This is a genomic window from Duganella paludis (genome assembly GCF_054461335.1).
This window is the reverse complement of record NZ_CM136922.1, coordinates 5,523,720-5,546,682: the sequence shown is the minus strand read 5'-3', so window position 1 is coordinate 5,546,682 and position 22,963 is coordinate 5,523,720. Positions and strand designations below refer to the sequence as shown.

The following is a 22,963-nucleotide window of genomic DNA, read 5'->3' as shown; positions in this document are numbered from 1 at the left end:
TGGCGGGCTATGACGCAAGAATCGACTCCCCCATATAAACGCTGCATGGTGATGGGAGGCGGCGGCTTCCGCTTCGGCATCTACATCGGCATGTACGCCGCGCTGCGGCAAGCCGGCAAGGCGCCGGATGTGCTGCTGGCCAGCTGCGGCGGCGCCATCGCCGCCGCCATCATCCACAACCTGCCCGATCCCGACGCCCAGCGCGACTGGCTCTCGTCCGAACAGATGTACAACTTCTGGTGCGGGCTGCGCTCGACCGAAAACGCCGTGCTGCTCGGCACCCTGCTGCGCGCGGCCAAGCGCAAGCTGGGCAAGCACAACGCGCCGGTGATACCGGACCTGTTCAGCGACTACCTGTTCGAGATTCCGCCGCAACTGCCCTTCCCGCCCGCCAGCGGCACGCCGCAAGTGGACGTCGCCATCATCGGCGGCAAGCTGCTGTTCGACCGCTCGGACGTCGGCCAGCCGCGCGGCCAGCGCAAGCTGTACGCGGAGACGGTGTTCTGCGGCGCGCGCGCGGCGGCCGCGCTGCAGGGCATGGACTCGCCGCTGAACGCGCCGCGCTGGGGCGACCACGCGGTGGCGCGCGAGCTGCTGACCGACAGCGGCGTGGACGTCACCGAAGCGGCCCGCATCTCCATCGCCGACATGATCTACTTCCGCTGCGCCCACCATCGCGGCGACGAGTACATCGGCGGCGTGCTCGACCTGTTCCCGGTCGAAATCGCGCGCCGGCTGGGCACGGAAGTGGTGATGGAGTTCAAGGAAGCGTTCGACCAGGTGTTCTCGATTCCGGCCTGGCGCGCGGTGCTGGGCGTGGACGGCAACGCGCGCCTGCGCTACGCCAACACCCACCTGGCCGACATGCGCATCGATTCGTCGGATGTGTCGGTGGTGCTGGAAAAGCAGCAGATGCAGCAAAAGCTGGACTGGCTGCGCAACCGCATCGAGCTGCGCATGCCGCCGCATTACGAAACCTTCGTCCAGCACATGAACGACCAGTGGCAGTACGGCTACGAGCGTGCCCAGGAAGCGCTGGCGCGGCCGCTGCGCCAGCAGCCGCCGATCCGCCGCGCCAACCGCCACAGCAAGCCGCTGAGCAGCATCGAGCCTTGAAAACTATTCACGTAATGAAACTAGTCATGCAATAAAAATATTTTACATTCTAAATTGATAATTTTCGTTGCTTTTCAGTTAGAATTGCGCTTGGCACTTTTTTCACTCACCGACTGACGACCATGCGCATACTGAAAACCCTAGCAATCGGCACCCTGGCGGCCTTCGCCGCCGTTTCAGCTCAGGCCGCTCCCCTGACTGCCAGCCAGATCCTTTCGCAGTTCAACGGCGTATTCACCAACGATTTCTCGTCCGCCAGCGACGTTGAAGGCCGCCTGGTCGCCAACAACATCAGCCGCGGCGCCACCTTCAACAAGGACCCGAACGGCGTGGCCTCGAACTTTGCGGCCGTGAACGCGATCACCATCGGCGTGAATGGCGGCGGCAATGTGCTGCACGGCGGCAGCGTCAACTATGTCACCAGCAACCTCGGTTCGTTCGGCGTGACCAACGGCGGCACCGTCAGCAAAGGCGCGCCCGTGTTCGCCATGTCGGACTTTTCCACGCCGCTGAACGCGCTGGAAGCGCAACTGGCCGGCATGGCCAGCGCCAACGGCAACCTGTACGTGCCCGATCAGAACGGCTTCACCTTCCAGCTGACCGGCGGCGCCAGCGCCACCTCGGTATTCAATATCACCACCAGCCAACTGGCCTATGCCGCCAATATCGCCTTCACCGGCACGGCGGACACGGTCATCATCAACGTCCGCTATGACGGCGCGGGCGGCGTCAACGATCCGAAAGTGCTGAACATCAACGGCAACTTCAACGACAACTCCCACCTGGGTTCGCGCATCATCTGGAATTTTGTCGACACCACGCAAATCAATATGCGCGGCTGGTATGGCACCATCCTGGCGGGCACCTCGGACATCAGCGCCGGCTCGGCCCTGAATGGCTTTGTCTACGCCGAAAGCTATCTGAGCAGCGGCAACGGCGAACTGCACGACCGCGCCTTCCTCGGTACCCTGCCGACCGCGCCGGTGCCGGAACCAAGCACCTGGGCCATGATGGGCGTGGGCCTGGCCGGCCTGGCGCTGGTGCGCCGCCGTCAGAAGCAGGCCTAAATCCCGGCCATGTAACGCAAAACGGAGCCAGCTGGCTCCGTTTTTACTTCAGCGGCACAGTTGCTGCCATTGCGCCTCGAATTCGGCCGGCGCCACATCCTGCGCCAGCAAGGTCAAATCGCGCGCCACCGAAATATAGCGCTGGTAGCCGATGTAACTGCCAAACGCATCCTTGGCGTTGACCTCGCCGCACGGCGCCCCGCCCTTGCCGATGAACTGGTTGCGGAACTGCGCCTGCGTCGGCTCCAGCACTTTCTCGCGCACGTATTTCTCACCCAGCGTGGTGAGCGTCAGCGCTTCTTCGCGCTGCTTTTGCTCGGCACTTTTACCGCAAGCGGCCAAGGCCAGCAACGCCGCCATCGTGATCGCCAGTCTCATATCTCTTCTCTTTTGTATTATTTCCAACAATCGCTGGTTAACGCGTCAACACCCCGCGTTGTTGACACGCGATGGTTTTGTTAATATCCCAAGCTTTACCGCCTGTTCAGGAGACTTCATGCCCTACCAAAATACCGCCCGCTGGCGCCACGCCCTGCTGGCCTGTGCAATCTTGCTCAGTTCCTATGCCGGGGCAGCAGAAAAACTGGCCCAGGTCACCATCCTGGCCACCGGCGGCACCATCGCCGGCAGCGGCGCCACCAGCACCACCACGGTCGGCTACACCGCCGCCACCGTGGGCGTGGAGCGCCTGATCGCGGCCGTCCCGGAACTGGCCAAGGTCGCCAACGTCAAGGGCGAACAGGTATTCCAGATCGCCAGCGAGAACATGAGCAACGACCACTGGCTCAAGCTGGCCAAGCGCGTCAACACCCTGCTGGCGCAGCCCGACGTGGACGGCATCGTCATCACCCACGGTACCGACACGCTGGAAGAAACCGCCTACTTCCTCGACCTCACCGTCAAGAGCAAGAAGCCGGTGGTGCTGGTGGGCGCCATGCGTCCGGGCACCGCACTGTCGGCCGACGGCCCGATCAACCTGTACAACGCCGTGCTGCTGGCCGCCAGCCAGGAAGCGGTCGGCAAAGGCGTGCTGGTGGCGATGAACGACCAGATCCACGCCGCGCGCGACGTCACCAAGACCAACACCTCCACCCCGGACAGCTTCAAGACCCCGGAACTGGGCATGCTGGGCTACATCCAGGGCAACAAGCCCTACTTCTATCACGTGTCGGCGCGCAAGAACACGGTGGACACCGAGTTCGACATCAGCAAGCTGGACGCGCTGCCGCAGGTCGACATCGTCTACGGCTACGCCAATGTTAATCCAGTGGCGCTGAACGCGCTGGTGGCCGCTGGCGCCAAAGGCATCATCCACGCCGGCGTGGGCGACGGCAGCCTGGCGGCATCGGTCAAGACCGGCCTGGTGGCGGCCCGCAAGCAGGGCGTGCTGATCGTGCGTTCCAGCCGCGTGGGCCAGGGCATCGTCGCGCGCAACGGCGAAGCCAACGATGATGAACTCGATTTCGTGGCGTCCGACACGCTCAATCCACAGAAAGCCCGCATCCTGCTGATGCTGGCGCTGACCAAGAGCGCCGACACCAAGCAGATCCAGCGCATGTTCTACACCTATTGATAGGATAGCGCTCAGGGATAGCTGGGCCGCCGCATGCGGAACAAGCTATCCGGCGTGATTTCAAAGTAATCGGCCGGGCCGCCGCCACGCAAAATGGGCTGCGCACCGGCCGTGTCGTAAATGCCGTCGCGCAGCAGGCCACGCGCGATGTGCACGCCCACCACCTCCCCCAGGATCAGCCAGGTATCGGTTTCCACGCCGGACGCGCCTTGCAGGCGAAGGATCTGGCTGCACTTGCACTCGAACGCGACCGGGCTTTCCGCCACGCGCGACACCGCCACCACGGTTGACGCGGCGGGCGTGAGGCCCGCCAACTGGAATTCATCGACCTCGGGCGGCGCCGGGGCGCAGCTGGCGTTCATGGCTTCGGCCAGCGGGCGGGTCGCCAGGTTCCAGACGAATTCTCCGGTTTCCTCGATATTGCGCAGCGTGTCCTTGCGGCCGATGCTGGCAAAGCCGATGATGGGCGGCGTGTAGTTGAAGGCGTTGAAGAAGCTGTACGGCGCCAGGTTCAGCGTGCCGCCGCCCGATCGGCTGGAAATCCAGCCGATCGGGCGCGGGCCGACGATGGCGTTGAAAGGGTCGTGCGGCAGGCCGTGGCCTTGCGCCGGTTCATAGAAATATTGATCATCCATGCTCCGATTGTCGCATAGGAAGGAAAAACCTTGCGCAGCTGGCCACGGCAACGCAATATAGGTGGATCGCTTACTTGAGACGCGCACATGGATCTAGACCTGCAATTCCGCTTGCTGAAAGCGCCACCCGCCGCCAAAGTCCTGCTGGCGTTCCGCAAAGACGCCGACGCCGGCAACGTGATGCCGCGCGCCACGGCCTCCGATCCGCGCGGCAAGGTGCAATGGGTGGCGGTGGAACTGAAGAACAAGCAGATCGGCATCGCCCGCCTGGAACTGGCGCCGCCGGAATTCTGCTTCGTCTCGGAGCTGATGATCCTGAGTCCGCATCGCGGCCAAGGCATCGGTCGCTGGATGCTGAAGCGCATCGAGCAATATGCGCTGAGCCTGAAAATTCGCCGCCTGCTGCTGGTGGCGGCGGAAGGCACGGACAGTTTCTACAAATCGCAGGCCTTCATCTCCGACCCGCTGCTGCCGCGCATGCTGCGCAAGGACATCAATCCCTTCCAGCCGAAGATCTTCGCGCCGTCGCTGCGCTGACTTAGCGCTAAGTCAGCGCTTCAGCCGCGCCAGCAGTGCATCGGCCACACCGTTGGCCGATGCCGGATTCTGGCCGGTAATCAGCTCCCGATCCTCCACCACTTTCGGCTGCCAGTTGGCGGTGCTGCTGTAGACGGCGCCAGCGCGCTGCAACGCGGTCTGCGGCGTGAACTTCATGGCGCCGCCGTTGAGCGCGGCCTTGGCCGCTTCTTCCTCGTCATTGCTAATGACCGTCATTTGGTAGCCTGCGTAGATCCAGGCCGGAGCCTTGCCGGCTGACGACTTGCCTTCCAGCGGCTTGGTGAACGCCTGCGGCTGAGCCAGCGCCGACAGCAGCGCGATCGGGCCGTGACAGACCAGCGCGGTAGGCTTGCCCTGCTGGTGAAAAGCCGTCAACAGACGCCCCAGCGGCGCGCTGTGCAGCAAGTCCTGCATCGGCGCGTGGCCACCTGGGATGTAGACGGCATCGTAGCGGTCGTAGCCGCCCTGCTCCACGCGCGCCAGACTGATCACCGGCGAACTGGTCACCGAGGTAATCTGCAACTTGTCGAGCAGCGCCACATGCTCCTGCATGCTGGCCTCGGTGCCGAAGTACATCTTGTCGAGCGAGCTGCGGTCCACAGAGGGCGCCTTGCCCAGCGGCGTGGCGAAGGTCACGGTGTGGCCGGCATCCAGCAGCTTTTTCACCGGTTGCATCAATTCGTTGGCGTAAAAACCGGTGTCGAACGTGCGGTTGTCGCGCAGGGCCAACTGCGATTCGTCCGAAAGCACCACCAGGACGTTGGCGGCATTGGCGCCGAGGGCGGCGACGCCGAGCACGGCGCCGGCAATGGTTTTACGGAAAGTGTTGGTCATGACTTTGCTCCCTTGTTTTCAATGCCCCCAGTGTATTGATGCCTGGATTATGCTTAAATACCTGAAAACTCAAATCATTTGTTCTTGAAAGACATGAATGGCACGGCAATTCGATCACATGGCGGACGTGGAAGCTTTTATCACCATCGTCGACCAGGGCACCATCAGCGCGGCGGCGGTGGCGCTGGGCACCACGCCTTCGGTGCTGAGCCGGGCCGTGGCGCGGCTGGAAGCACGGTTGGGCGTGCAATTGATGCGCCGGACCACGCGCCGGCTCAGCGTCACCGACGCCGGCAATCTGTATCTGGAACAGGCGCGCAGCGCGTTCGGGCTGATCGCGGACGCCGAACGGGCCATCCAGGGCCAGGGCGGCGCACTATCCGGCAAGGTGCGGATCAGCGTGCCCACCACCTACGGCCACTACCGCCTGCCGGCGCTGCTACGGCCGTTCATGGACCGGCATCCACAGGTGAGCATCGAACTCAGCATCAGCAATCGCAATGTCGACCTGGTGGCGGAAGGCTACGACATGGCGATCCGCCTGGGCGAGCTGGCCGACAGCGGACTGGCTGCCAAGCGGTTGGCGGATGAGGCGGTATGTCTGGTGGCGTCCCCGGACTACCTGCGCCGCGCGGGAACGCCGGTGGAACTGGCGCAGTTGGCCGGGCACGCCTGCCTGCCCTTCATCATGCCCAGCAGCGGACGGCAAGCGCCGTGGTTGCTGCGGGAGAATGGCAAGGATATCGACTGGCTGGCGCCGGCGCGCATGCAGGTGACGGACGATGTGCTGGGTGTGGTGTCGCTGGCGCAACAGGGGCTGGGCATTTGCCAGACATATTTCTTCGTCGCGGAAGAGCGGCTGCGCAACGGCCAGCTGGTGGAGGTTCTGCCCTCGCTGCGTGGCCGCAGCCGGCCGTTTTCGCTGATTTATCCACCGCACCGGCGCATGTCCGCCGCCAGCCGGGCGCTGATCGACAGCCTGCCATCAGGTTGTTAACAAATTCTGTGGATAAGGCTGTTAACAATGCGCAAGGCAATCAGCCAAGCCTTTGTTTTACAAGGATAAAGCCGCACTGCGCGTTTTTTCCGCAGCCTGAGTTATCCACCGCGCCAGCGTTCGATCACCTCGTACAGCACCATGCCGCCGAGCATGGCGACGACGAACAGCGCCGCTTTCGGCAAGCCCATGCCGAGGCCCACCAACGCCGGCCCAGGGCAGAATCCGGCGATACCCCAGCCTATGCCGAATAATGCCGAACCGATTATCAGGCGGGGGTCTATTTTAGTTGTGGCAGGTAATTTCATTTCTGTGCCAAGCAACGTCGTTGTTCGCGCTTTAGCCCAAAGAAATCCAAAGAACGCGATGCCGATCGCGCCGCACATCACGAATATCAGGGACGGATCCCATTCTCCAGCCAGATCGAGAAACGCCAGTACCTTGGCTGGATTCGACATGCCGGAAATAATCAGCCCCAAGCCAAAAATCAGGCCCACTAAAAAAGGAATGAACATCATAAGTGGCGTACCAAAAATACCGTGATAAAACCGGTCAGCATAAAAATCAATGTCGCAACCACCGAGCGCATGGACAGGCGCGATATTCCGCATACTCCATGGCCGCTGGTACAGCCGGAACCGACACGCGTTCCCAAGCCGACAATCAGGCCAGCCAGAATCAACATGCCGGAGTCCGCAGCGATCCGCACTTCCGGTACATCAAAGAATATGGCATAGATAATCGGTGCGACGACAATGCCGCCAATAAACGAGATACGCCAGGCGATATCGGCACGACGAGGCTTTATCAGTCCGCCGACTATTCCGCTAATTCCGGCGATGCGGCCATTCAGCAGCACAAATAATGCGGCGGCAAGCCCGATCAACAGACCGCCGGCCAGGCTGGCCCCAGGGGTGAAGCTGTTCCAATCTATCGTCATCAGTCTCTCCTCAATGGCGCAGTATGCCAGAAATCGGCTTCTACACGCCAATTTCTGGCATGGCTAGCGGCAGGAACTGCTGGAATCGGGCGGCCGGCATAGGCCTCCCGAAGAGATACCCTTGATAGCGGTGGCATCCCATTTCCGCCAGCAGCGCTCGCTGTTCCGAGGTCTCAACGCCTTCGGCGATCACGTCTAGTTGCAAACTGTGCGCCATCGCGATAATGGTCGAAACTATAGCCTGATCGTTATTATCGGTAACCAATTCGCGCACGAACGATTGATCGATCTTTAATTGGCTCAAGGGCAAACGCTTTAAATACTGCAGCGAAGAATAGCCCGTACCAAAATCATCCAGCGAAAACCGTATCCCCAAATCCTTTAGTTTCTGCATCTTGGAAATGGTTTCTTCGATATTTTGCAGAAGTATCCCTTCGGTCAACTCCAATTTCAGACGACAAGGATCGATTTTATACTGAAGAATATGCTGCATAACCTGCTCACAAAAATCCTCCTGATGCAATTGCGCCGCGCTGATGTTAATCGCCAATATCAGATGAGCTGTGGCTGGATGTGATTGCCATCGCTGCAGTTGCGCGCAAGCGGTTTCCAACAGCCATACGCCGATGGGCAATATCAATCCAGATTCTTCCGCCAATGGAATAAAACTAGCCGGCGAAATAAAACTGCCATCCGTTTGCATCCAACGGATTAAGGCTTCCGCGCCTGTGGGCCGTCCTTCCTGATCGACCTGCACTTGATAATAAAGTTCAAACTTGCGCTGCGCGACTGCCTTGCGCAGCGCCTCCTCCAAGCGCACGTGGGCGTTGATGCTGTCTTGCATCTGCTGATCGAAAAAGCGCATGGCATTCCGCCCGGCCTGCTTAGCCTGGTACATGGCGATATCGGCCTGCATCAGCACTTCGTCGGGATGGGCTGGATGTCCACGATGGAATAGCGTGGCGCCCAGGCTCGGGGTGCTATGGTAGGGATGGCTGCCCAGCAGATAGGGGCGATTCAACTCCGCCAGGATCTTGGCGCCCAGCGCCTCGGTCTGGGCGCAGGCTTCGAGCGGATCGGTACTCATGCGCTCAAGCAAGACGACGAACTCATCGCCGCCGATGCGGGCCACCGTATCGCCCTGCCGCATGCAGGTTTGCAGGCGAGCGCCGACTTGCTGAAGTAGCAAATCGCCCACGTTGTGGCCAAGCGTATCATTCAGCGTCTTAAAGTTGTCGAGATCGATGAAGACCAACGCGCCGTAGCAATCGTGCAACTTGCTCGCCGCCAGCACCTGGCGCAGCCGCTCCAGCAGCATGCGGCGGTTCGGCAGACGCGTCAGCGGATCGTAGAAAGCCAGGTTGCGGATCTCGTCGCTGGCCGCCTTGCTCAGGGTAATGTCGGTCAAAGCCGCGACATAATTGCATATCTCGCCCAGTTCATCGCGGACGGCGGCAATGCTGAGGTGTTCCGGATAAACCTCGCCATTCTTGCGGCGGTTCCAGATTTCCCCCTCCCAGCTATCTTTTTCCCTGATGGTCTGCCACATCGCCCTGTAAAAAGCCGGATCATGACGGCCGGAACTCAGCAGCGACGGCTTATGTCCCACCGCCTCGTCCGCCGCGTAGCCCGTAATGTGAGTGAACGCCCGGTTGACCTTGAGAATTACCCCCTGACTATCGGTCACCATCATGCCCTCGGACGATTCGAACGCCTTGGCGGCGATGCGCAGGCGGGCATCGGCCTCGTGGCGCTCGGTGATGTCCACATGCACAACAACCGCGCCCTGCCAGCCGTGCGCCAACGGCGACACCGTCATGCTGAACCAGCGCTTCCTGTCGGGCGCATGACAGGGATATTCCAACTGAAAATGCGAACGGCGGCCCGCCAGCACCTCGCCTATGCCCTCTTCCGCAGCGGCTGCGCCTTCCGCGCCCATTTCGCTGGCCTGGCGACAAACGTTCAGATAGTTAATGCCAATGCCGCTGGCGTAGTCCAAACCGCCTCTGGCGTGCTCGATACCGCACTTGCGCCAAGCGCCGTTGACGGCCACGATCATCCCGTCCGCCGCCAGCACGGCGATCTGTTCCGGCAGTGCATCGAGCACCGCGCAGGAAAAACTGCGGCAATTGTCCGACTGGGCCGCCATCAGCGCCATTGCAGAAAACTGCGGCTCATTACCAAATTCACAACCGCGCGTCGCCGCATCGACCCGCACCAGCTTAGTCATAGAAACATTCCAACAAAAATATTTCCGTAAGAATACTGATATAAATCAAAAGAAAATTTGATATAAATCAATCTTCAGAAAATTACTGTTTATTTCGATAGAGTGCAGGCATGTCAAAAACTCCCAAATTCCCCGGCCCCCTGACCGCGCGCGGCGCCGTTCTCGCGGTGCTGTTATCGGATGCCGACCAGACGGGCGCCGAGCCGCTGCAAGGCCGAACCTCGCTCGCCGCCATCGTCAAGACGTTGAAGCGCAAATACCATTGGCCCATTGAATCCACCAGCTTCCCCTCGAACGCCGGCGACGGCCGCGCCACTTGGGCGACGGTGTACAGCCTGCCGCCGGCAGCGCTGGCCAAAGCCTTGGACAATGGTGGGCGCGAGTGGCTGGAGCGCCGCGCAGGTGCCAAGCCGAATTTTGAACTACCTGATTGATGTGAAAGCGCTCGACAGCCTTGAAAGCCTCGAGTGTTTTGGAGCGCGCCGCGTTTACGCGTGCGAAAAGGTCAACCGCGAGAAGTCCGTACTTTTCAATTTTGGCGCATTGAGCGAGCTCGTGAGCCATTTGATGTTCTTCGGCCGCAGCAACTGCGTATGAGCGGCCACACGAATAAGCTGCACCGCATCCTTGAAAAGGTGGTCGCTGCCGAACGCGCAAGCAGCAGTCCGAGCGGAGCATCGGCATCGCACTGACGCAGTATTCGAGCTTTCTAGTGCGGTAAGGGAGGGCCACTGCCCTTCCTCTTTTTCTATCGCGTTATATGGGCGGTGCTCGCCAGAGGTGCATCGCGTGCGTATAAACATCTGCGTCGGTGTCTTCGAGCACCACGGCAATCTCCGCTAGGCGCCTGAGATTTGGTTCTGCGAGCACTCTAAGGATTACCTGCTGCGGAACTTTAAAGTATTTCATATAAGCCCAAGCGGTAGCTGCACCTTTACTAGAATCAAGCGCAATACCATGATTGACGGCATGCGCCATCGTTGCATCGGTTCGGGTGTACATGACGGTCAGCTAAAAATCTGCTTCAGGCCAATTCTGATGTCCTCGGTCGCCAGGGCAATTCCCCAGTTGCGGGCGGCCTCTTCGGTTTGGCGGCCTTCTGTTTCGGGGGCACACCAATGTGAGACGATCTCCTGCTCCTTCTTAATTTGATACTCGGGATACCATAGGGCACCACGCAACATTGCAGCGACCGCGATATCAAATCCCTCATACGTCGAGGTGTGCACACCCACCGTGCTATCCATGTGGACTCCGTTTATGGTTGTAGGGCGAAAAGGGCCACGGCAGGTGGCATGTGACCGCGAGCGGTCTGGTGGGGTGTCAGCTTTTGAAGCGTTCTACAGCTTTAAAAGCCGCGAGTGTTTTGGAACGCGCCGCGTTTACGCGTGCGAAAAGGTCAGCTGCGAGAAGTCCGTACTTTTCAATTTTGGCGCATTGAGCGAGCTCGTGAGCCATTTGATGTTCTTCCGCTGCAGCAACTGCGTAGGCGCGAAAAGCTTCGATGCCTTCGGGATTGTAGGTCTGCATATTTACCTCATGTTCTGCACATCGCCTGGCATAAACCAAAGTGGCTACCGCATCAGCATGGGTGTACCCCCAGTATATGGAGGTGATTAATATTTTTGCAAGGTGACTTACATCTTTGATTGAAGCTGGGGCGCCTTGGCGATGACGTGCGGCCTCTGTATCGGTCAACCGCAAGTTTAAATCTCGAGGTTTAACCAGAGCTACGTACAGTCCCGGGGTCGCTTATCCGCCGGCGACTTTCGGAAACCAGAACACGCAAAATAGTTGGCAGCGGAATGCCGTGCTCTTCGAGGTACGCCCACGCCGAGGCAGAGCCGTCCACTTCATCCACCACCAACCCGTTCGCGATTACTTGCGACATCTCAATATTTGTCCTTGTACGCATATGTTCCTCTCTAACAGTGGGCACCACGAATACAAAGCACGAGTAACCAGCAACAACACGTGAGGCTGATGTAACACCAATATACCAGTGCCGCATCGTAAATTGCATTTTGATATTGATGAGTAGCTTCTGCGCCACTTTGGAGCTGTTAAAAACGAACGATTTCTAAAATCCATGAAAGGGAAGCATTAGTCATGTTGGAAATATATGCCTTGCAATTTCTAACAGGCAGAGATATTCCAACAGTGTTTTCTAACAGTCTTAACCGGAGAGACACCATGGCAACCTTCGCATACGGCCGCGTCAGCACCACCGAACAAAGCGTAGACAACCAGCGAATCGAAATCGAAGCCGCCGGCCACCAGGTGGATTTCTGGTTTGCCGACACCATCAGCGGCAAGACGAGCGCTACCCAGCGCCCGCAGTTCGCCGCCCTGCTCGGTCAAATCCGGAATGGTGAAACGCTGGTGGTGGCCAAGCTGGACCGCCTGGGGCGTGCGTGATGCGCAGGACGTCGGCGCCACGGTCAAGCTGCTGGCCAGCCGCAATATTGCCGTCATCGTGCTGCAGCTGGGAAAACTGGACCTGACTTCGCCGGCCGGCAAAATGATGCTGACCATGTTGGCTGCCGTGGCGGAGATGGAGCGGGATTTGCTGGTGGAGCGCACGCAAGCCGGCTTGGCTCGCGCGAAAAGCGAAGGCAAGACGCTGGGCCGCCCGTCCAAGACGACCGCCGAGCAGCGCGCCGACATCGTAGCGAAGTACACCGCTGGTGAGAGCGTCAGCGCTCTGGCACGGATGTACGACGTTTCACAAGCTAGCATTCTTGGGGTCGTTAAGCCAGTGTAACCAGATTCACGGTTCCCAGTCAGCCACGCTGTCGACGACATAAATACCATTTTTCACTAATTTGGAGCGAAATGTATCGAAGTGGTCGGCGCCGCATATAAACAATAGCGGCCACATATTCAGATGCAAAATCTTATCCAGCCAGAAATCTTCACGCGCGTCCCCCATTTGCTTAAATTGCGCATCTATTTCTAACCTCAGCCTTTGGTCAAAGGGCAATGTGGGCTCAATTGGTGGTAGGGGTGGCAGGAGCTCTCTGAGAGATGCCCGCTCAGCAATACTAGCGTCGCAGTATACAGACTGAATACCCAGGGCTTTACATACGCGTGCACCTATCGTCTCTGTTACGCCGTATTTTGCCAAGCCATCGTGCTCGATTTCCTCCGCGATTACTTGAACGCCATGCGCCGCGCATAGAGAACGCAACAAACGTTCTAGTGCATCTGGAGGCAGGGTTTCCTGTGTCCCACATTGCAATGGGTGGCTAGTACCCAACAGAACAACTGTACGCATAATTTGTCCCCCGCCTACACGGCAATTCAGCTAAAAAACCTACACCGTGCCTACATACGAAATGGAGAGAGAAAATCGCCCATCGGAAAATCGTCTAAGTCTTTAATTTTATTGGCCTGCCCAACTGGATTCGAACCAGTGACCCTCAGCTTAGAAGGCTAGTGACCGAACCTAAAGCAGCCCTTATAAAATAAGGCTTCCTTCCTCCACGTCATGCTATTATCCCACCACTATCCCACCAGACATTGACAGGTGGAAATTTTACTATTGTGGAGTTGTCTAATGGGCATGATAAAAACCCGTCAAACGAAGTCAGGGCCACGCTATGACGCTCGCATACACCGCACCGGCCACGGCGGTGTGGAGCTTACAAAGACCTTCAAAACGAACGCAGAAGCCCGCCAGTGGATGCACGACACCGAATCGAAGATAGACCGCAGCGAGAGCGTGAGTCGGCGTGCTGAAACGGTTCTGTTTAGCCAAGCGGCGGCCGAGTTCCTACACGGCTGCAAGAGCGTGAAAACGAATGACGAAATGCTCGTTGCCCGCGTCAACGAATACTTCAACAAATACACCATCGCTCACATGAATCATGAAGCTATTCAATCGTTTATCGACTGGATGCTCATCACCCCGGTTCCGACGCAAGAACGAACTAAAATCCACCCCTACTATAACGGCGACAAGGAAAAATTCTACTCGCCTTCGACCGTTCGCAAGCACTATTTCATCATCAAAAAAGTTATGGAATGGCACTCGGTTAAGGCCAATTATTCGCTTAATCCAATGCTGTTCAAAAATCACACCGTCCCGGCATCATGGGAGGGGAAGCGTGAGCGAAGGTTACAAGCGGGGGAAGAAATTCAATTGCGGGAGGCCGTGAAAGGTGGCTATGCTCACTTCAAAGAATGGCCTCTCCTGCTGGACTTCGCACTTGCAACCGCTGCACGAGCACAAGAGATTATTAAAGCGGATTGGACTCACTTCGACATCGCAAAACGAACTTGGAACATTCCAAAAGAGAACGTGAAGACCAAGACGTTTCGGCAAGTTCCGCTTAGCAAATCGGCCCTTGAAGCACTGGCCGGGATGAAGCCACTGAGAAGCAAAGACGACACACGAGTGTTCCACATGTGGAGCAACACGAACACGCTCTCAAAGGCATTTAGACGCCTTGCAGTTCGTTCTCAAATGTCAGATTTCAAGTTCCACGATCTAAGGCATGAAGCTATCAGCCGCTTGTTTGAAAAGAATAAGTTGTCTGATGCAGAAATCATGAAAATCACTGGACACACGAACATCCAAACGCTTCTAGGCTACATGCACTTGCGACCCAACGACCTTGCAGACAAGCTAGATTAAGCGGCTATCTTCCCCGGCTACGACTCAAACGCCTTGCTTTGAGTCGGTCGGCAACCGGCCTTCCTCGCTCTTCTGAAATGTAGTGGTCAATCTTAGTGGCAATGAGATAAGCGTGTGAGAGCAGAAAGCCACATGCTGAGTTCAAAATGTCAACGTGGAAAATTCCGATATCCATTGGCACTCTCGCCAAACAAATTCTAGAGCGATCAGTTTTGTATCTGAAAAAATTATCTATGATGGCGACGTCACGGTCGAGTGGCTTCCCGTTTCTCCAAAGCCCAGCACTCGACAGAACTTTTTGCTTGAACTCCTGCAAGTCTCTTACATATCCGCGAGTATGAACGATATGATGTCGTAGCTGTGCAATGAGACCGGTGTGAAATCTAAGATTCAACTCTATCGCGTTGTTCGCTTCAATCTCTGAAAAATTCTTGATCCGCTTCCGTATAATTTCAAGGCAGATATCTACATTCTTGATTCTGGTCTTCGACTTCACCAAATCGAGACAATCATCAAAAGTAAGAGTCGGCAAAGCGTCAGGAACTTTGCTACCATAATGCTCAGCGGGCCAAAATGATTGCGTCGCACTTCCTACACTTGCATAAATTCTTTGCAAAAAAATCTCAAATTCTTCGTAAGCTTCGGCCAGTAGCCATTGATATTGCCGATTCGCATGCTTGAAATAGTTATCTCGAGCCTTCGAAAGAGTTAGCCTCTCTCTGCCGTAGAATTTCCAATCTCTACGATACGGCTCAAAGAAAGCCATGTTATGGCCTCCTATCTCGACATTTTCATCACCATCTTGCTCTGAGATTCGCTCATTAACTTGACTAACTTGATACTCAATCACGCTATGCACGTCTTTTTGTTGCAACGAAATCTCTTTCATACTTTCGTAGAAAAGCTCAAGAACTCTTAGTGGTGTCATGCCTTCACCGTCGTTTTAGTTTGAGAAAGCTTCCCTTGAATTTTCTGATGAAGCTCTACAACGGACTCGACGTATTCAAGCACATCTTCACTGAAAAATTCGCGTGACGTGCTGAGGCGATATGGGGCTAACAGCTTGTGAAGAGCTTGCTCAAGCTCCATATAGTTCGGCACCTCGTAAGCTTTTATCACTTCGAACTTGAACGGCGAACCTGTTGTGTAAAGCTGATTGATCCGGGTTTGTAGTTCTTGCGTCGTGAAGCCTATCTTGATGATCCGCTTGCCGTTCGCAGTATAAACGCCGGTAGAGAGCACGTAGACAATGCCAGTCTCTTTGAGTAAGTCTTCCGGCACATCCTCATCAACAGTCTCACTCGCCTCTTCAGCGGTCGGCAAACTGATCCTATAAGGCTTTGTAGATTGATCTATGAGGAACTTGTCAGACTTCTTCACATACGTATAAACATCAGCAAGTAAAGCATGATCGAGACTATTGAAAGTCCCCTTCTCAACTGCACGTTTGTGTGAGTCTGTTGCGTAAAATTCTGGAAACTCAATCTTGATCGAGTCCCGGACTTCCTGCGGAGTCATCGGCCTTCCGGCCTTGCTGATGGTCTCAAAAATAGCTTCGGATTTCTTCATAATTGCTAATTATTTACATTGAACCTAGAGCCGATTCCTTGCTATACGAATCGGAGGATTTTCAGACGGCGGCAACAATTCATGCTGTTCGACGATGGCTAAATCCTGCGGGTAGCACTCGATGAAGTGATCAAAAGTCTCTTTCAGGATAATCCAAATCTTCTCGATGAGCAGCCATATAGAATTATTGTTGCCCTCGATGGAAGCATTGAAATTTCCATAATGCTTCGTTCGATTAGTGTGAGAAAGCTGTGAAGCTTCTAGAAGAATGCACACCGCACGATCTAGATCGGTGTCGTCTTCATATCCTCCGGCTGTCCGACCATTAACAGCAAACATTTTGACATCGATGTAAAATTTTCTAAAACTCGGCGTCAAAGGGTTCTTCGATCTCGCTATCGGATCAGAAACTTTTATGATCAAATGGACAGACTTCCAATCGCATTGATACTCTCTGATAACGTAGTTTTTTGTGAGTTGAACACCTTTGTAAATGCTCTCTGTTACGTCATAGGCGTCCTTTGCAAAGTTCTCATGCCCTAGCGTATCCAACACAAAAATTCGCTTCTTCGCCGCCTTATATTCCGTGCTTCCGCTTTCGTCGCTCAAGCTCTTTTCTGCCTCACTCGCCATCCTCAACACCCTTCACGCACGCACCGAGCCACCCCGGCTTGATATGCGAACAATTATCTATCAGGTAACTCGTTCCTACAAGCAAAAAGCCCCCGCATATAGCGAGGGCCAGGACTACGGGGGAGCAGCATCACACTACCGAGCGAACATGAACTCTTTCATTCTTGAGAGCGTCCAGTAGCTGATAGCGAAATGCATGACAAACATTGAAATGAGCACGAAAGCAGTGTCGCCGCGACCTTTGAGCACTGCGATAAACATCGCAAGCACATACAGCACGAATGCTAAGAGCAGAATGCCAAAATCTTTCCCACGATTTGCGGACTTGCTCAGGACTTGAACGAGGAGGTATAGAACCATTACGGTTGCGATCAAAGCCCCTAGAACGGGAATGGCCATCAACCCCGCCAGCAGAAAGATGGAAATCTTCTTGTCCCGAGCTTTTTGAATTTCCGGATCAACTAGCATTTCGACTCCGCACCCTTGCGACGACGAGCCACGGCACCCACTGCCAGCAGGCCGACGCCGAGCATTGTGTAAGTCTCAGGTTCAGGGACAGCAGCAGCAATGCCGGTGATCGAGCCATCGACCCGCGTGAAGTCCGTGTAGTAGCCCGCAGGCGATCCGCCGTTACCGACTGCAAAATCGATCGTTTGGCCTTGTTGCAAGAAGACGGAAAGACCAGACACCGACGTAGGGGCGGAGCCTGAGTTCTGGACACCGCTGAACAGCGAAGAACCGCCCCCGAGGATGTGCACATCGGCAGAGGTTTGACCAAAGCCATCCTCTGCCGTAAAGGCACCGGCTACCGTGTAAGTCCCCGTGAACTGAGCAACGAAACGGATCACGGCATAGCTACCCAGCTGGTCCGGGTTCACGCTCACAGCGTTACGGGCGAGACTGCCATATTCGCTATTGCCCGTCACGCCGACGCCCCATTGAGCGAGAGGATCGGACGAGTGAAAATCGAAGCCGTTGAAATGGTAGACCGTAGCGAACTCTGTGAACGCCCCGCCCAATGTCCCGGTAGAGCCGTAAGAAAACGCAGACGAGCCGAAATCGGTGAAGAGGTCATAGCTGGCCGTCACCGGGCCTGCAGCAGCTTGGTTTGAAAAGAGTGCAGCAGTCAGAGCAATAGCCGCGTAGGTAGTGCCGAAACGCATGGGGAATCTCCAAATTGAAAGTGATGATATCAAAATAACCACGATAATTTTAGCGCGCTTATTCCCAAAAAGAACGTCTTATTTTGTCACTTTTACATCTCAAGAAAATAACAATTTGGGCGCCGATACCCCCCTTTACATTGAGGCTCCCCCTTGAGAGGCTATAAGCAGTCCAGCACACAAGGAAGCATCAAATGAAAAAGCGAATATTGATAATCGGTTTGTTGAGTTGCACTCTCATCGCCTCAGCAAGTGCTCAAAAAGCCTTGTGGCGGCATGTCGATAAGTCGGGGCATGTCACCTACACAGACCAGCCAATGAAAGGCAGCAAAGGCGAAGAAGTCGATGTGATTGCCTATCCGCCAGCAATCCCGATGCCTGTAAATTTTCCCAGCAATTCCGATCCAAACAGAAAAGCGTTCGGACCGGCCAATGTTAAGGATGATAAACCGAAGGCCGCTCATAGCCTTCCTCCCCTCCCCGCGACACCACCAAAAACGAAACCCTAGAAACCGCTCACCGGCTTCTTAGCAGCACGGCTTTACTTCTCGTTTTCTTCTTGAGATTCTTTAAGAGTCAAACAACAAAACCAAGGAGACACACATGCAATCACTACTCTACTTCGACATCACAGAAAACGACGAAAGAGCAAAGGACCGCTTACTCATCTCGTTCCCACCGAGAGAGGCAATACTTAAAGACTTCAAAAAGAAATTTCGCGGAGAATTTAAATGGGTTGCCGAGGCCAAAGCGTGGAGTCTCCCGCCTCAATCGAAAAATCGATTAGAACAGTGGGCAAGTGTTACACAAGAACTTGCACCATTCGCCCGCGAAGAAAGCAACATCGAAATCACAAAAATCGACATCGCTGCAACGGAGAAAGCTGTAAAAGAGGAGAAGGCGAAGTATGAAGCACTTTTCAAACAGACCGAAAGTCTGACTCTTTTAAAAAATATTCTTGAAGATACAAAGCAAGTCTTGCGTGAGCATGTCGCTGAAATCTCAGCACTAGAAGCCTCCAAGGCTTTCACAAAACAGCAAATAGAGGTCAGCAAATCAGAGATATCGGCAACCTGCTTGCGACTCGATGTAGACCTTCCAGCACTCTATAAAGCGTATGAAGCGATGAAGCCTCTAGAAGCGTCAAGCAGCCGTGCGGACGTCGATGAGTGGAGAAAATACCATCGATCATTCATCGAGGCTCGCAATGCATTTTCAGACGCGGGCCTCGACTTTCACGCAGCGACTTTTGGGGCAGAGTCGAAAGAGAAGATTGCGAACATGCCCGAGTTAGCTTGGTTCACCATCACCAAGCTTTAAGCATCAGTAGGAATTAGTAGCACCCAAGGAGTGAGCGAAGAAATTTGCTTACTCCTTTTTTTGTTTTGTCAGAACCCATTTTCTGACACTTTTCTGACACTAATTTTACGAGGCTTCTCCTATGAGAACACGCGAAAAACCCCGATTTTGTCAGACTGTCAGACTGTCAGAGCTCACATGGAACGCGGTCAGAATAACATTTTTTCAGAAGACATTTTCTGACACCTTTCTGACACCTATTTTCTGAGCTTTCTCCTATGAGAAGACGACAAAACTTTCGATTTTGTCAGACTGTCAGACTGTCAGAAATACTTTAAGCATTTGTCAGAAGAAACAGACGGGCGGCTCTGACAAATTTCTACACACGAGATAGATTAAAGGCATCTCAACAGTAGAAAAAAGGAGGCCGCATGTCGCAGAACAAAAACCACACCCAACCTCAACCACACGTCGTAGAACGGCAAATGGTTGATAGTTATATCAAATCAATTGCACTCAATGATACCGCTCAACAAGTCGCAGACATCATGCTCTTAGTTGATAACCCTTTCGTAGACGTCAAGACAAACGACGCTATCAGCTTGATCTTTCACCGCTTCTACAAGCATACAAACTCCCACCCTGCACTTCCCATTTTTACATTCCTCGCCATGATTTCGGCGTGGTGTGTTGAGAATCGTGCGACTTGCCAAATTCCTCTAACGAAGAAGCCAACCGAGCTTGACACTTGGGTTCTCCTCTTAGCAGACACCGGAGCGACAAAATCTCTATCAGCTTCGATCATTTCCGATGCAATGCCCAAAAACCCCGAAACGGGACGCCCGCTAGTTGAGTCAAACTTTGTGCAACCCGCCTCTAATGCTTCGTTCGTGCAACAGCTTGCAGACCTACCGAATCATAGAGGTTACTGGAAGCAAGACGAATCGAGCCAATTCATAAAGCAAATCGATCAAAACACCGGAGCACTAGCAGGTATCAACGGAACGATGTTGATGACGAAGGATCACGGAACTATCGGATATGGAACTAAAGCAAATAACCTGTCCATCGAGGGGCCAGTGCTTACAGTCCTCATGATTAACACCATTAACTCTATGATTTCCGCCATGTCAGAAGAGTCCATGCAAAACGGCATGTTCCGACGCTTCACTACCGCATGGGCTGGCAAAGATACTTTCGACACGGCGAGAGAATTTGGAGATATCGCATTGTATGACATCAAAGAAATGGCCGACTCGATACTTGAGGACGAGCTTGCCGCAATATTTGGACAAGACATTTCTGACAAAAATTATACATTCTCACCAGCTTGCGAACGCCTCTATAAATCGACCTTTAAAACGTTCTGGGAGAGGCAATATCAACGCTTCCTCTCCGAGCACGAAGTTTATTACAGAACCTACATGATGGAAGCGTGGCGATACGCTGTATTTCATCATGTCTTGCACAAAAAGCCGGGAACGGTAGTAGACGAGTATAGCCTCCAGTGGGGTCTAAAGGTCTCAATGTTTCTTCTCAACAGTCTTCAACACTACATCGATAGAAAATCAAACCGGGCTGAGGTTCCTGCTGTCAAAGAGAAGATCGAAAAGTTTATGGATTTCATCCGGGAGAACGAGCACAAAGACCATTTCGGTATGCGTGCAGTCTGCCGAAAATTCACGATGAGCAAAGCTGAGGTTTTCAGCATGCTTTCAACGATCAAAATCCACAGCCCAAAATTCAAGACCTCTCTCTTTGAAGACCTGAAAAAGAGCGGCTATAAGTCCACGCAGCCACCACAGAAACAACACCAAGGGATTGAGACGCCAAAGCCTCAAGTTCGCACAGCCCAACACTTTACCGGCCAACACATTGAGATTTCTAACGATGACTTCTTCTCAAACACCGGCCCACTCTGCATTGATGACTTGATCACCGGCCACCGTGACGAACGCGGAAACTCCACCTATACCGGCCTCTAGACCATTCGTCGCGATGTTGAAAATAAACCGTCGAGGAATTTGACAAACCTCGACGGTTTTGAGAAGTTAAATATATCAACAACGCAGAAACCACCACAAAGGAAAACATCATGACCGCAAATATCTACTTCAAAGAACTAAACGAAACCGGCTTAGTAGTTCGCACAGCTACACAGCAAAATGGATGGGCAAGAATCTACTTAGGCGATATCTACGAGTCTTTCAGAAGCAACAAATGCAACTCTACGAAACTGTTCGAAAAAGCACAAACAGCACGATTGAATACTCACATTGACATCGCAATGCACAACCTTCTGTTACGCAAACAAGAAGCATTTGCAGCACGAGCAAGCACAGAACAAGAGGAATTAGCAAACCTAATTGCACAGCCTAAACTCTCTTCACGAGTAACAGCATCACTTTAATTCGATCATAAGAGCCGCTTCGGTGGCTCTCTCTAATCAATAAAAATCATAAGGAGAAAAATCATGAAACTCAACCAAACTCAAACTCAAAAACTCTTGAAATTCGCCGCTCTTCTGATGGCATTCGGCTTCCTGAGTTCGTCATTCATTTCCATCAGCGAAGCAAACCAAGCCTTCAAGACGAGTCAGCAAGTGAAGGCGAAAAGCTTCTCACAAGGAGTAACGCGATGAGCAACGTTAAAAATGAAGACGACTCAATTAATGCCAGAGACTTTACTCATGGATTCGGATGGGCCTTGTTTTTCTCAGCCCTTGCATTTTTCTTCCTAGGGCAAGCTCATATTGATTCGATTCATATGAAAGACCGTGAGCTAGCAAATCAAGAAGACCACTATGAGCAGCTACTAGAAGCGACTCGCAACGCTAAGTCGCCACCGACACCACCCGCTAACACAACGTTCTGGAAATACACGGACGAGTCCGGGCAAGTCTTCTACACAAATAAAAAGACAGGCGATCAAGCAGCGGAGCAAGTCTTGATCCTGCATCCCGCAAAAAACTAAGGAGACACCCACGCCATGCGAGCAAAACAAAACCAAAATCGCTCAGACGAAGCTAGCAAGGATCAGGTAGACGTCACCCTCATTCGCCATCTTCAGGCGAACAGGGAGGCCGCTAAGGCGTTTAAAACGGCTATGCAGTCGAAGACACGCACCGTAGCGGTAGCCCTTAGCTTCCTCTCTAATAATGAGACCCAAGCGGAGCATAACCCCATCATCGAGCGGGCATTATGCACAATCGAAGTCGATGAAACCTCATCGAGCGAAGCTGAGCAGATCGCAGAAAAATCCTCGGCACTCTACGCACTCATTCAAGAAGTAGATAGAAAAGCACCCGCACTCATTGCCAAAAAAGAGCCTATCACGGGCCGGACGTTAGGCCGCTATATCTGGTCTCTGAGAAGCGATAACGAGCTAGCAAAAATGGTTGCAGAGGTTTGGTGCAACATGAATGACGTGCCATTCAAAAAGCGAAAAACGCCCATCAAAAAGCCTTCTTAGTAGAGCTTACCTTTCATCGCAAACCCTCATTAAAACCGCAGAGGAAATTGACAAACCTCTGCGGTTTTGAGACGTTGGTTATATCAACAATCAACGGCGAGGAAGACCATGAATCGAACCTACGAGCTAATCACAAAAGCCGGATATCACATCACAGCACATAACGACTGTGCAAGGAACTATCTCTTCTTTTGCACGTGCGATCCGTGGGAATGCGATGGCATCAAAACTCATAAGAA

At 54.3% G+C, this 22,963-nt stretch carries 29 protein-coding genes and 1 pseudogene; 15 read left to right on the top strand and 15 right to left on the bottom strand.

All coding sequences use genetic code 11. The features are described from left to right. Nucleotides 1–9: 9 nt before the first annotated feature. Together ACXZ1M_RS24515 and ACXZ1M_RS24510 are read left to right on the top strand one after the other, a co-directional pair. Complete coding sequence (locus ACXZ1M_RS24515; protein WP_459050207.1) at nucleotides 10–1,116, top strand: patatin-like phospholipase family protein; 1,107 nt, start codon at nucleotides 10–12, stop codon at nucleotides 1,114–1,116. Between the two features lie 122 nt (nucleotides 1,117–1,238). Beyond that, a complete protein-coding gene (locus ACXZ1M_RS24510; RefSeq protein WP_459050206.1) occupies nucleotides 1,239–2,183 on the top strand; it encodes a collagen-binding domain-containing protein in 945 nt (314 codons plus the stop codon). 48 nt (nucleotides 2,184–2,231) lie between these two features. Here ACXZ1M_RS24510 and ACXZ1M_RS24505 read toward each other — a convergent pair whose 3' ends face one another. Further along, nucleotides 2,232–2,561 (bottom strand): hypothetical protein, encoded by a 330-nt coding sequence (locus ACXZ1M_RS24505; RefSeq protein ID WP_373991631.1) that lies wholly within the window; start codon nucleotides 2,559–2,561, stop codon nucleotides 2,232–2,234. Nucleotides 2,562–2,679: 118 nt separating this feature from the next. Here ACXZ1M_RS24505 and ACXZ1M_RS24500 point away from each other — a divergent pair, with 118 nt between their 5' ends. After that, nucleotides 2,680–3,756: a type II asparaginase gene (locus ACXZ1M_RS24500; RefSeq protein WP_459050205.1), complete on the top strand. Its 1,077-nt coding sequence runs from the start codon at nucleotides 2,680–2,682 to the stop codon at nucleotides 3,754–3,756. An 11-nt stretch (nucleotides 3,757–3,767) separates the two neighbouring features. On the opposite strand, the gene ACXZ1M_RS24495 is transcribed toward ACXZ1M_RS24500, so the two are convergent. Further along, nucleotides 3,768–4,391, bottom strand: coding sequence for a flavin reductase family protein (locus tag ACXZ1M_RS24495; protein ID WP_459050204.1), 624 nt, complete (start codon nucleotides 4,389–4,391; stop codon nucleotides 3,768–3,770). Nucleotides 4,392–4,478: 87 nt separating this feature from the next. Here ACXZ1M_RS24495 and ACXZ1M_RS24490 point away from each other — a divergent pair, with 87 nt between their 5' ends. Beyond that, entirely contained in the window at nucleotides 4,479–4,928 is a 450-nt protein-coding gene (locus ACXZ1M_RS24490; RefSeq protein ID WP_459050203.1) for a GNAT family N-acetyltransferase, read from the top strand. Between the two features lie 12 nt (nucleotides 4,929–4,940). Here the strand turns inward: ACXZ1M_RS24490 and ACXZ1M_RS24485 are convergent, their stop codons facing one another. Further along, complete coding sequence (locus ACXZ1M_RS24485) at nucleotides 4,941–5,783, bottom strand: type 1 glutamine amidotransferase domain-containing protein (protein ID WP_459050202.1); 843 nt, start codon at nucleotides 5,781–5,783, stop codon at nucleotides 4,941–4,943. Nucleotides 5,784–5,880: 97 nt separating this feature from the next. Here ACXZ1M_RS24485 and ACXZ1M_RS24480 point away from each other — a divergent pair, with 97 nt between their 5' ends. Then, the gene (locus ACXZ1M_RS24480) at nucleotides 5,881–6,780 is read left to right on the top strand and encodes a LysR family transcriptional regulator (protein WP_459050201.1); all 900 of its coding nucleotides are present in this window, start codon (nucleotides 5,881–5,883) and stop codon (nucleotides 6,778–6,780) included. A 101-nt stretch (nucleotides 6,781–6,881) separates the two neighbouring features. On the opposite strand, the gene ACXZ1M_RS24475 is transcribed toward ACXZ1M_RS24480, so the two are convergent. From ACXZ1M_RS24475 to ACXZ1M_RS24465, 3 genes are read right to left on the bottom strand one after another with little or no spacing between them, the layout of a single operon-like run. Further along, nucleotides 6,882–7,295, bottom strand: a complete 414-nt coding sequence (locus ACXZ1M_RS24475; RefSeq protein WP_459054072.1) for a DUF6691 family protein — start codon at nucleotides 7,293–7,295, stop codon at nucleotides 6,882–6,884. Further along, the gene (locus ACXZ1M_RS24470) at nucleotides 7,295–7,720 is read right to left on the bottom strand and encodes a YeeE/YedE family protein (protein WP_459050200.1); all 426 of its coding nucleotides are present in this window, start codon (nucleotides 7,718–7,720) and stop codon (nucleotides 7,295–7,297) included. The genes ACXZ1M_RS24475 and ACXZ1M_RS24470 overlap by 1 nt, the downstream gene beginning before the upstream one ends. Before the next feature lie 40 nt (nucleotides 7,721–7,760). Continuing rightward, nucleotides 7,761–9,950, bottom strand: a complete 2,190-nt coding sequence (locus ACXZ1M_RS24465; RefSeq protein WP_459050199.1) for a putative bifunctional diguanylate cyclase/phosphodiesterase — start codon at nucleotides 9,948–9,950, stop codon at nucleotides 7,761–7,763. A gap of 110 nt (nucleotides 9,951–10,060) precedes the next feature. Between ACXZ1M_RS24465 and ACXZ1M_RS24460 the strand changes: the two genes are divergently transcribed. After that, complete coding sequence (locus ACXZ1M_RS24460; RefSeq protein ID WP_459050198.1) at nucleotides 10,061–10,384, top strand: hypothetical protein; 324 nt, start codon at nucleotides 10,061–10,063, stop codon at nucleotides 10,382–10,384. Between the two features lie 322 nt (nucleotides 10,385–10,706). Here ACXZ1M_RS24460 and ACXZ1M_RS24455 read toward each other — a convergent pair whose 3' ends face one another. From ACXZ1M_RS24455 to ACXZ1M_RS24445, 3 genes are all read right to left on the bottom strand, one after another. After that, nucleotides 10,707–10,952 (bottom strand): hypothetical protein, encoded by a 246-nt coding sequence (locus tag ACXZ1M_RS24455; RefSeq protein ID WP_459050197.1) that lies wholly within the window; start codon nucleotides 10,950–10,952, stop codon nucleotides 10,707–10,709. A 5-nt stretch (nucleotides 10,953–10,957) separates the two neighbouring features. Continuing rightward, nucleotides 10,958–11,197: a hypothetical protein gene (locus ACXZ1M_RS24450; protein WP_459050196.1), complete on the bottom strand. Its 240-nt coding sequence runs from the start codon at nucleotides 11,195–11,197 to the stop codon at nucleotides 10,958–10,960. A gap of 76 nt (nucleotides 11,198–11,273) precedes the next feature. Continuing rightward, the gene (locus ACXZ1M_RS24445) at nucleotides 11,274–11,480 is read right to left on the bottom strand and encodes a hypothetical protein (protein ID WP_459050195.1); all 207 of its coding nucleotides are present in this window, start codon (nucleotides 11,478–11,480) and stop codon (nucleotides 11,274–11,276) included. Nucleotides 11,481–12,143: 663 nt separating this feature from the next. Between ACXZ1M_RS24445 and ACXZ1M_RS24440 the strand changes: the two are divergent. Continuing rightward, nucleotides 12,144–12,714: pseudogene (locus tag ACXZ1M_RS24440) on the top strand (recombinase family protein). 6 nt (nucleotides 12,715–12,720) lie between these two features. On the opposite strand, the gene ACXZ1M_RS24435 reads toward ACXZ1M_RS24440, so the two are convergent. Next, nucleotides 12,721–13,227, bottom strand: coding sequence for a hypothetical protein (locus tag ACXZ1M_RS24435; protein WP_459050194.1), 507 nt, complete (start codon nucleotides 13,225–13,227; stop codon nucleotides 12,721–12,723). Nucleotides 13,228–13,509: 282 nt separating this feature from the next. Here ACXZ1M_RS24435 and ACXZ1M_RS24430 point away from each other — a divergent pair, with 282 nt between their 5' ends. Next, nucleotides 13,510–14,589, top strand: a complete 1,080-nt coding sequence (locus ACXZ1M_RS24430) for a site-specific integrase (RefSeq protein ID WP_459050193.1) — start codon at nucleotides 13,510–13,512, stop codon at nucleotides 14,587–14,589. A 4-nt stretch (nucleotides 14,590–14,593) separates the two neighbouring features. Here ACXZ1M_RS24430 and ACXZ1M_RS24425 read toward each other — a convergent pair whose 3' ends face one another. The 5 genes from ACXZ1M_RS24425 to ACXZ1M_RS24405 form a co-directional block, all read right to left on the bottom strand. Continuing rightward, a complete protein-coding gene (locus ACXZ1M_RS24425; protein WP_459050192.1) occupies nucleotides 14,594–15,517 on the bottom strand; it encodes a hypothetical protein in 924 nt (307 codons plus the stop codon). Continuing rightward, complete coding sequence (locus ACXZ1M_RS24420; RefSeq protein ID WP_459050191.1) at nucleotides 15,514–16,158, bottom strand: GIY-YIG nuclease family protein; 645 nt, start codon at nucleotides 16,156–16,158, stop codon at nucleotides 15,514–15,516. The genes ACXZ1M_RS24425 and ACXZ1M_RS24420 overlap by 4 nt, the downstream gene beginning before the upstream one ends. 24 nt (nucleotides 16,159–16,182) lie before the next feature. Then, nucleotides 16,183–16,767: a hypothetical protein gene (locus ACXZ1M_RS24415; protein ID WP_459050190.1), complete on the bottom strand. Its 585-nt coding sequence runs from the start codon at nucleotides 16,765–16,767 to the stop codon at nucleotides 16,183–16,185. 159 nt (nucleotides 16,768–16,926) lie between these two features. Beyond that, complete coding sequence (locus ACXZ1M_RS24410) at nucleotides 16,927–17,259, bottom strand: hypothetical protein (RefSeq protein ID WP_459050189.1); 333 nt, start codon at nucleotides 17,257–17,259, stop codon at nucleotides 16,927–16,929. Continuing rightward, nucleotides 17,253–17,954 (bottom strand): PEP-CTERM sorting domain-containing protein, encoded by a 702-nt coding sequence (locus tag ACXZ1M_RS24405; RefSeq protein WP_459050188.1) that lies wholly within the window; start codon nucleotides 17,952–17,954, stop codon nucleotides 17,253–17,255. The genes ACXZ1M_RS24410 and ACXZ1M_RS24405 overlap by 7 nt, the downstream gene beginning before the upstream one ends. A gap of 194 nt (nucleotides 17,955–18,148) precedes the next feature. Between ACXZ1M_RS24405 and ACXZ1M_RS24400 the strand changes: the two genes are divergently transcribed. From ACXZ1M_RS24400 to ACXZ1M_RS24370, 7 genes are all read left to right on the top strand, one after another. Beyond that, a complete protein-coding gene (locus ACXZ1M_RS24400; protein WP_459050187.1) occupies nucleotides 18,149–18,463 on the top strand; it encodes a DUF4124 domain-containing protein in 315 nt (104 codons plus the stop codon). Between the two features lie 94 nt (nucleotides 18,464–18,557). Then, nucleotides 18,558–19,274 (top strand): hypothetical protein, encoded by a 717-nt coding sequence (locus ACXZ1M_RS24395; RefSeq protein WP_459050186.1) that lies wholly within the window; start codon nucleotides 18,558–18,560, stop codon nucleotides 19,272–19,274. Between the two features lie 410 nt (nucleotides 19,275–19,684). Further along, complete coding sequence (locus ACXZ1M_RS24390; protein ID WP_459050185.1) at nucleotides 19,685–21,238, top strand: hypothetical protein; 1,554 nt, start codon at nucleotides 19,685–19,687, stop codon at nucleotides 21,236–21,238. 110 nt (nucleotides 21,239–21,348) lie between these two features. After that, nucleotides 21,349–21,663: a hypothetical protein gene (locus ACXZ1M_RS24385; RefSeq protein WP_459050184.1), complete on the top strand. Its 315-nt coding sequence runs from the start codon at nucleotides 21,349–21,351 to the stop codon at nucleotides 21,661–21,663. Nucleotides 21,664–21,726: 63 nt separating this feature from the next. Then, nucleotides 21,727–21,894, top strand: coding sequence for a hypothetical protein (locus ACXZ1M_RS24380; protein WP_459050183.1), 168 nt, complete (start codon nucleotides 21,727–21,729; stop codon nucleotides 21,892–21,894). Continuing rightward, nucleotides 21,891–22,226 carry a DUF4124 domain-containing protein gene (locus ACXZ1M_RS24375; RefSeq protein ID WP_459050182.1) on the top strand — a complete coding sequence of 112 codons (336 nt, stop codon included), beginning with the start codon at nucleotides 21,891–21,893 and terminating at the stop codon, nucleotides 22,224–22,226. Before ACXZ1M_RS24380 ends, ACXZ1M_RS24375 begins: the two co-directional genes overlap by 4 nt. Nucleotides 22,227–22,241: 15 nt before the next feature. After that, a complete protein-coding gene (locus ACXZ1M_RS24370) occupies nucleotides 22,242–22,724 on the top strand; it encodes a hypothetical protein (protein WP_459050181.1) in 483 nt (160 codons plus the stop codon). Nucleotides 22,725–22,963: the final 239 nt, after the last annotated feature.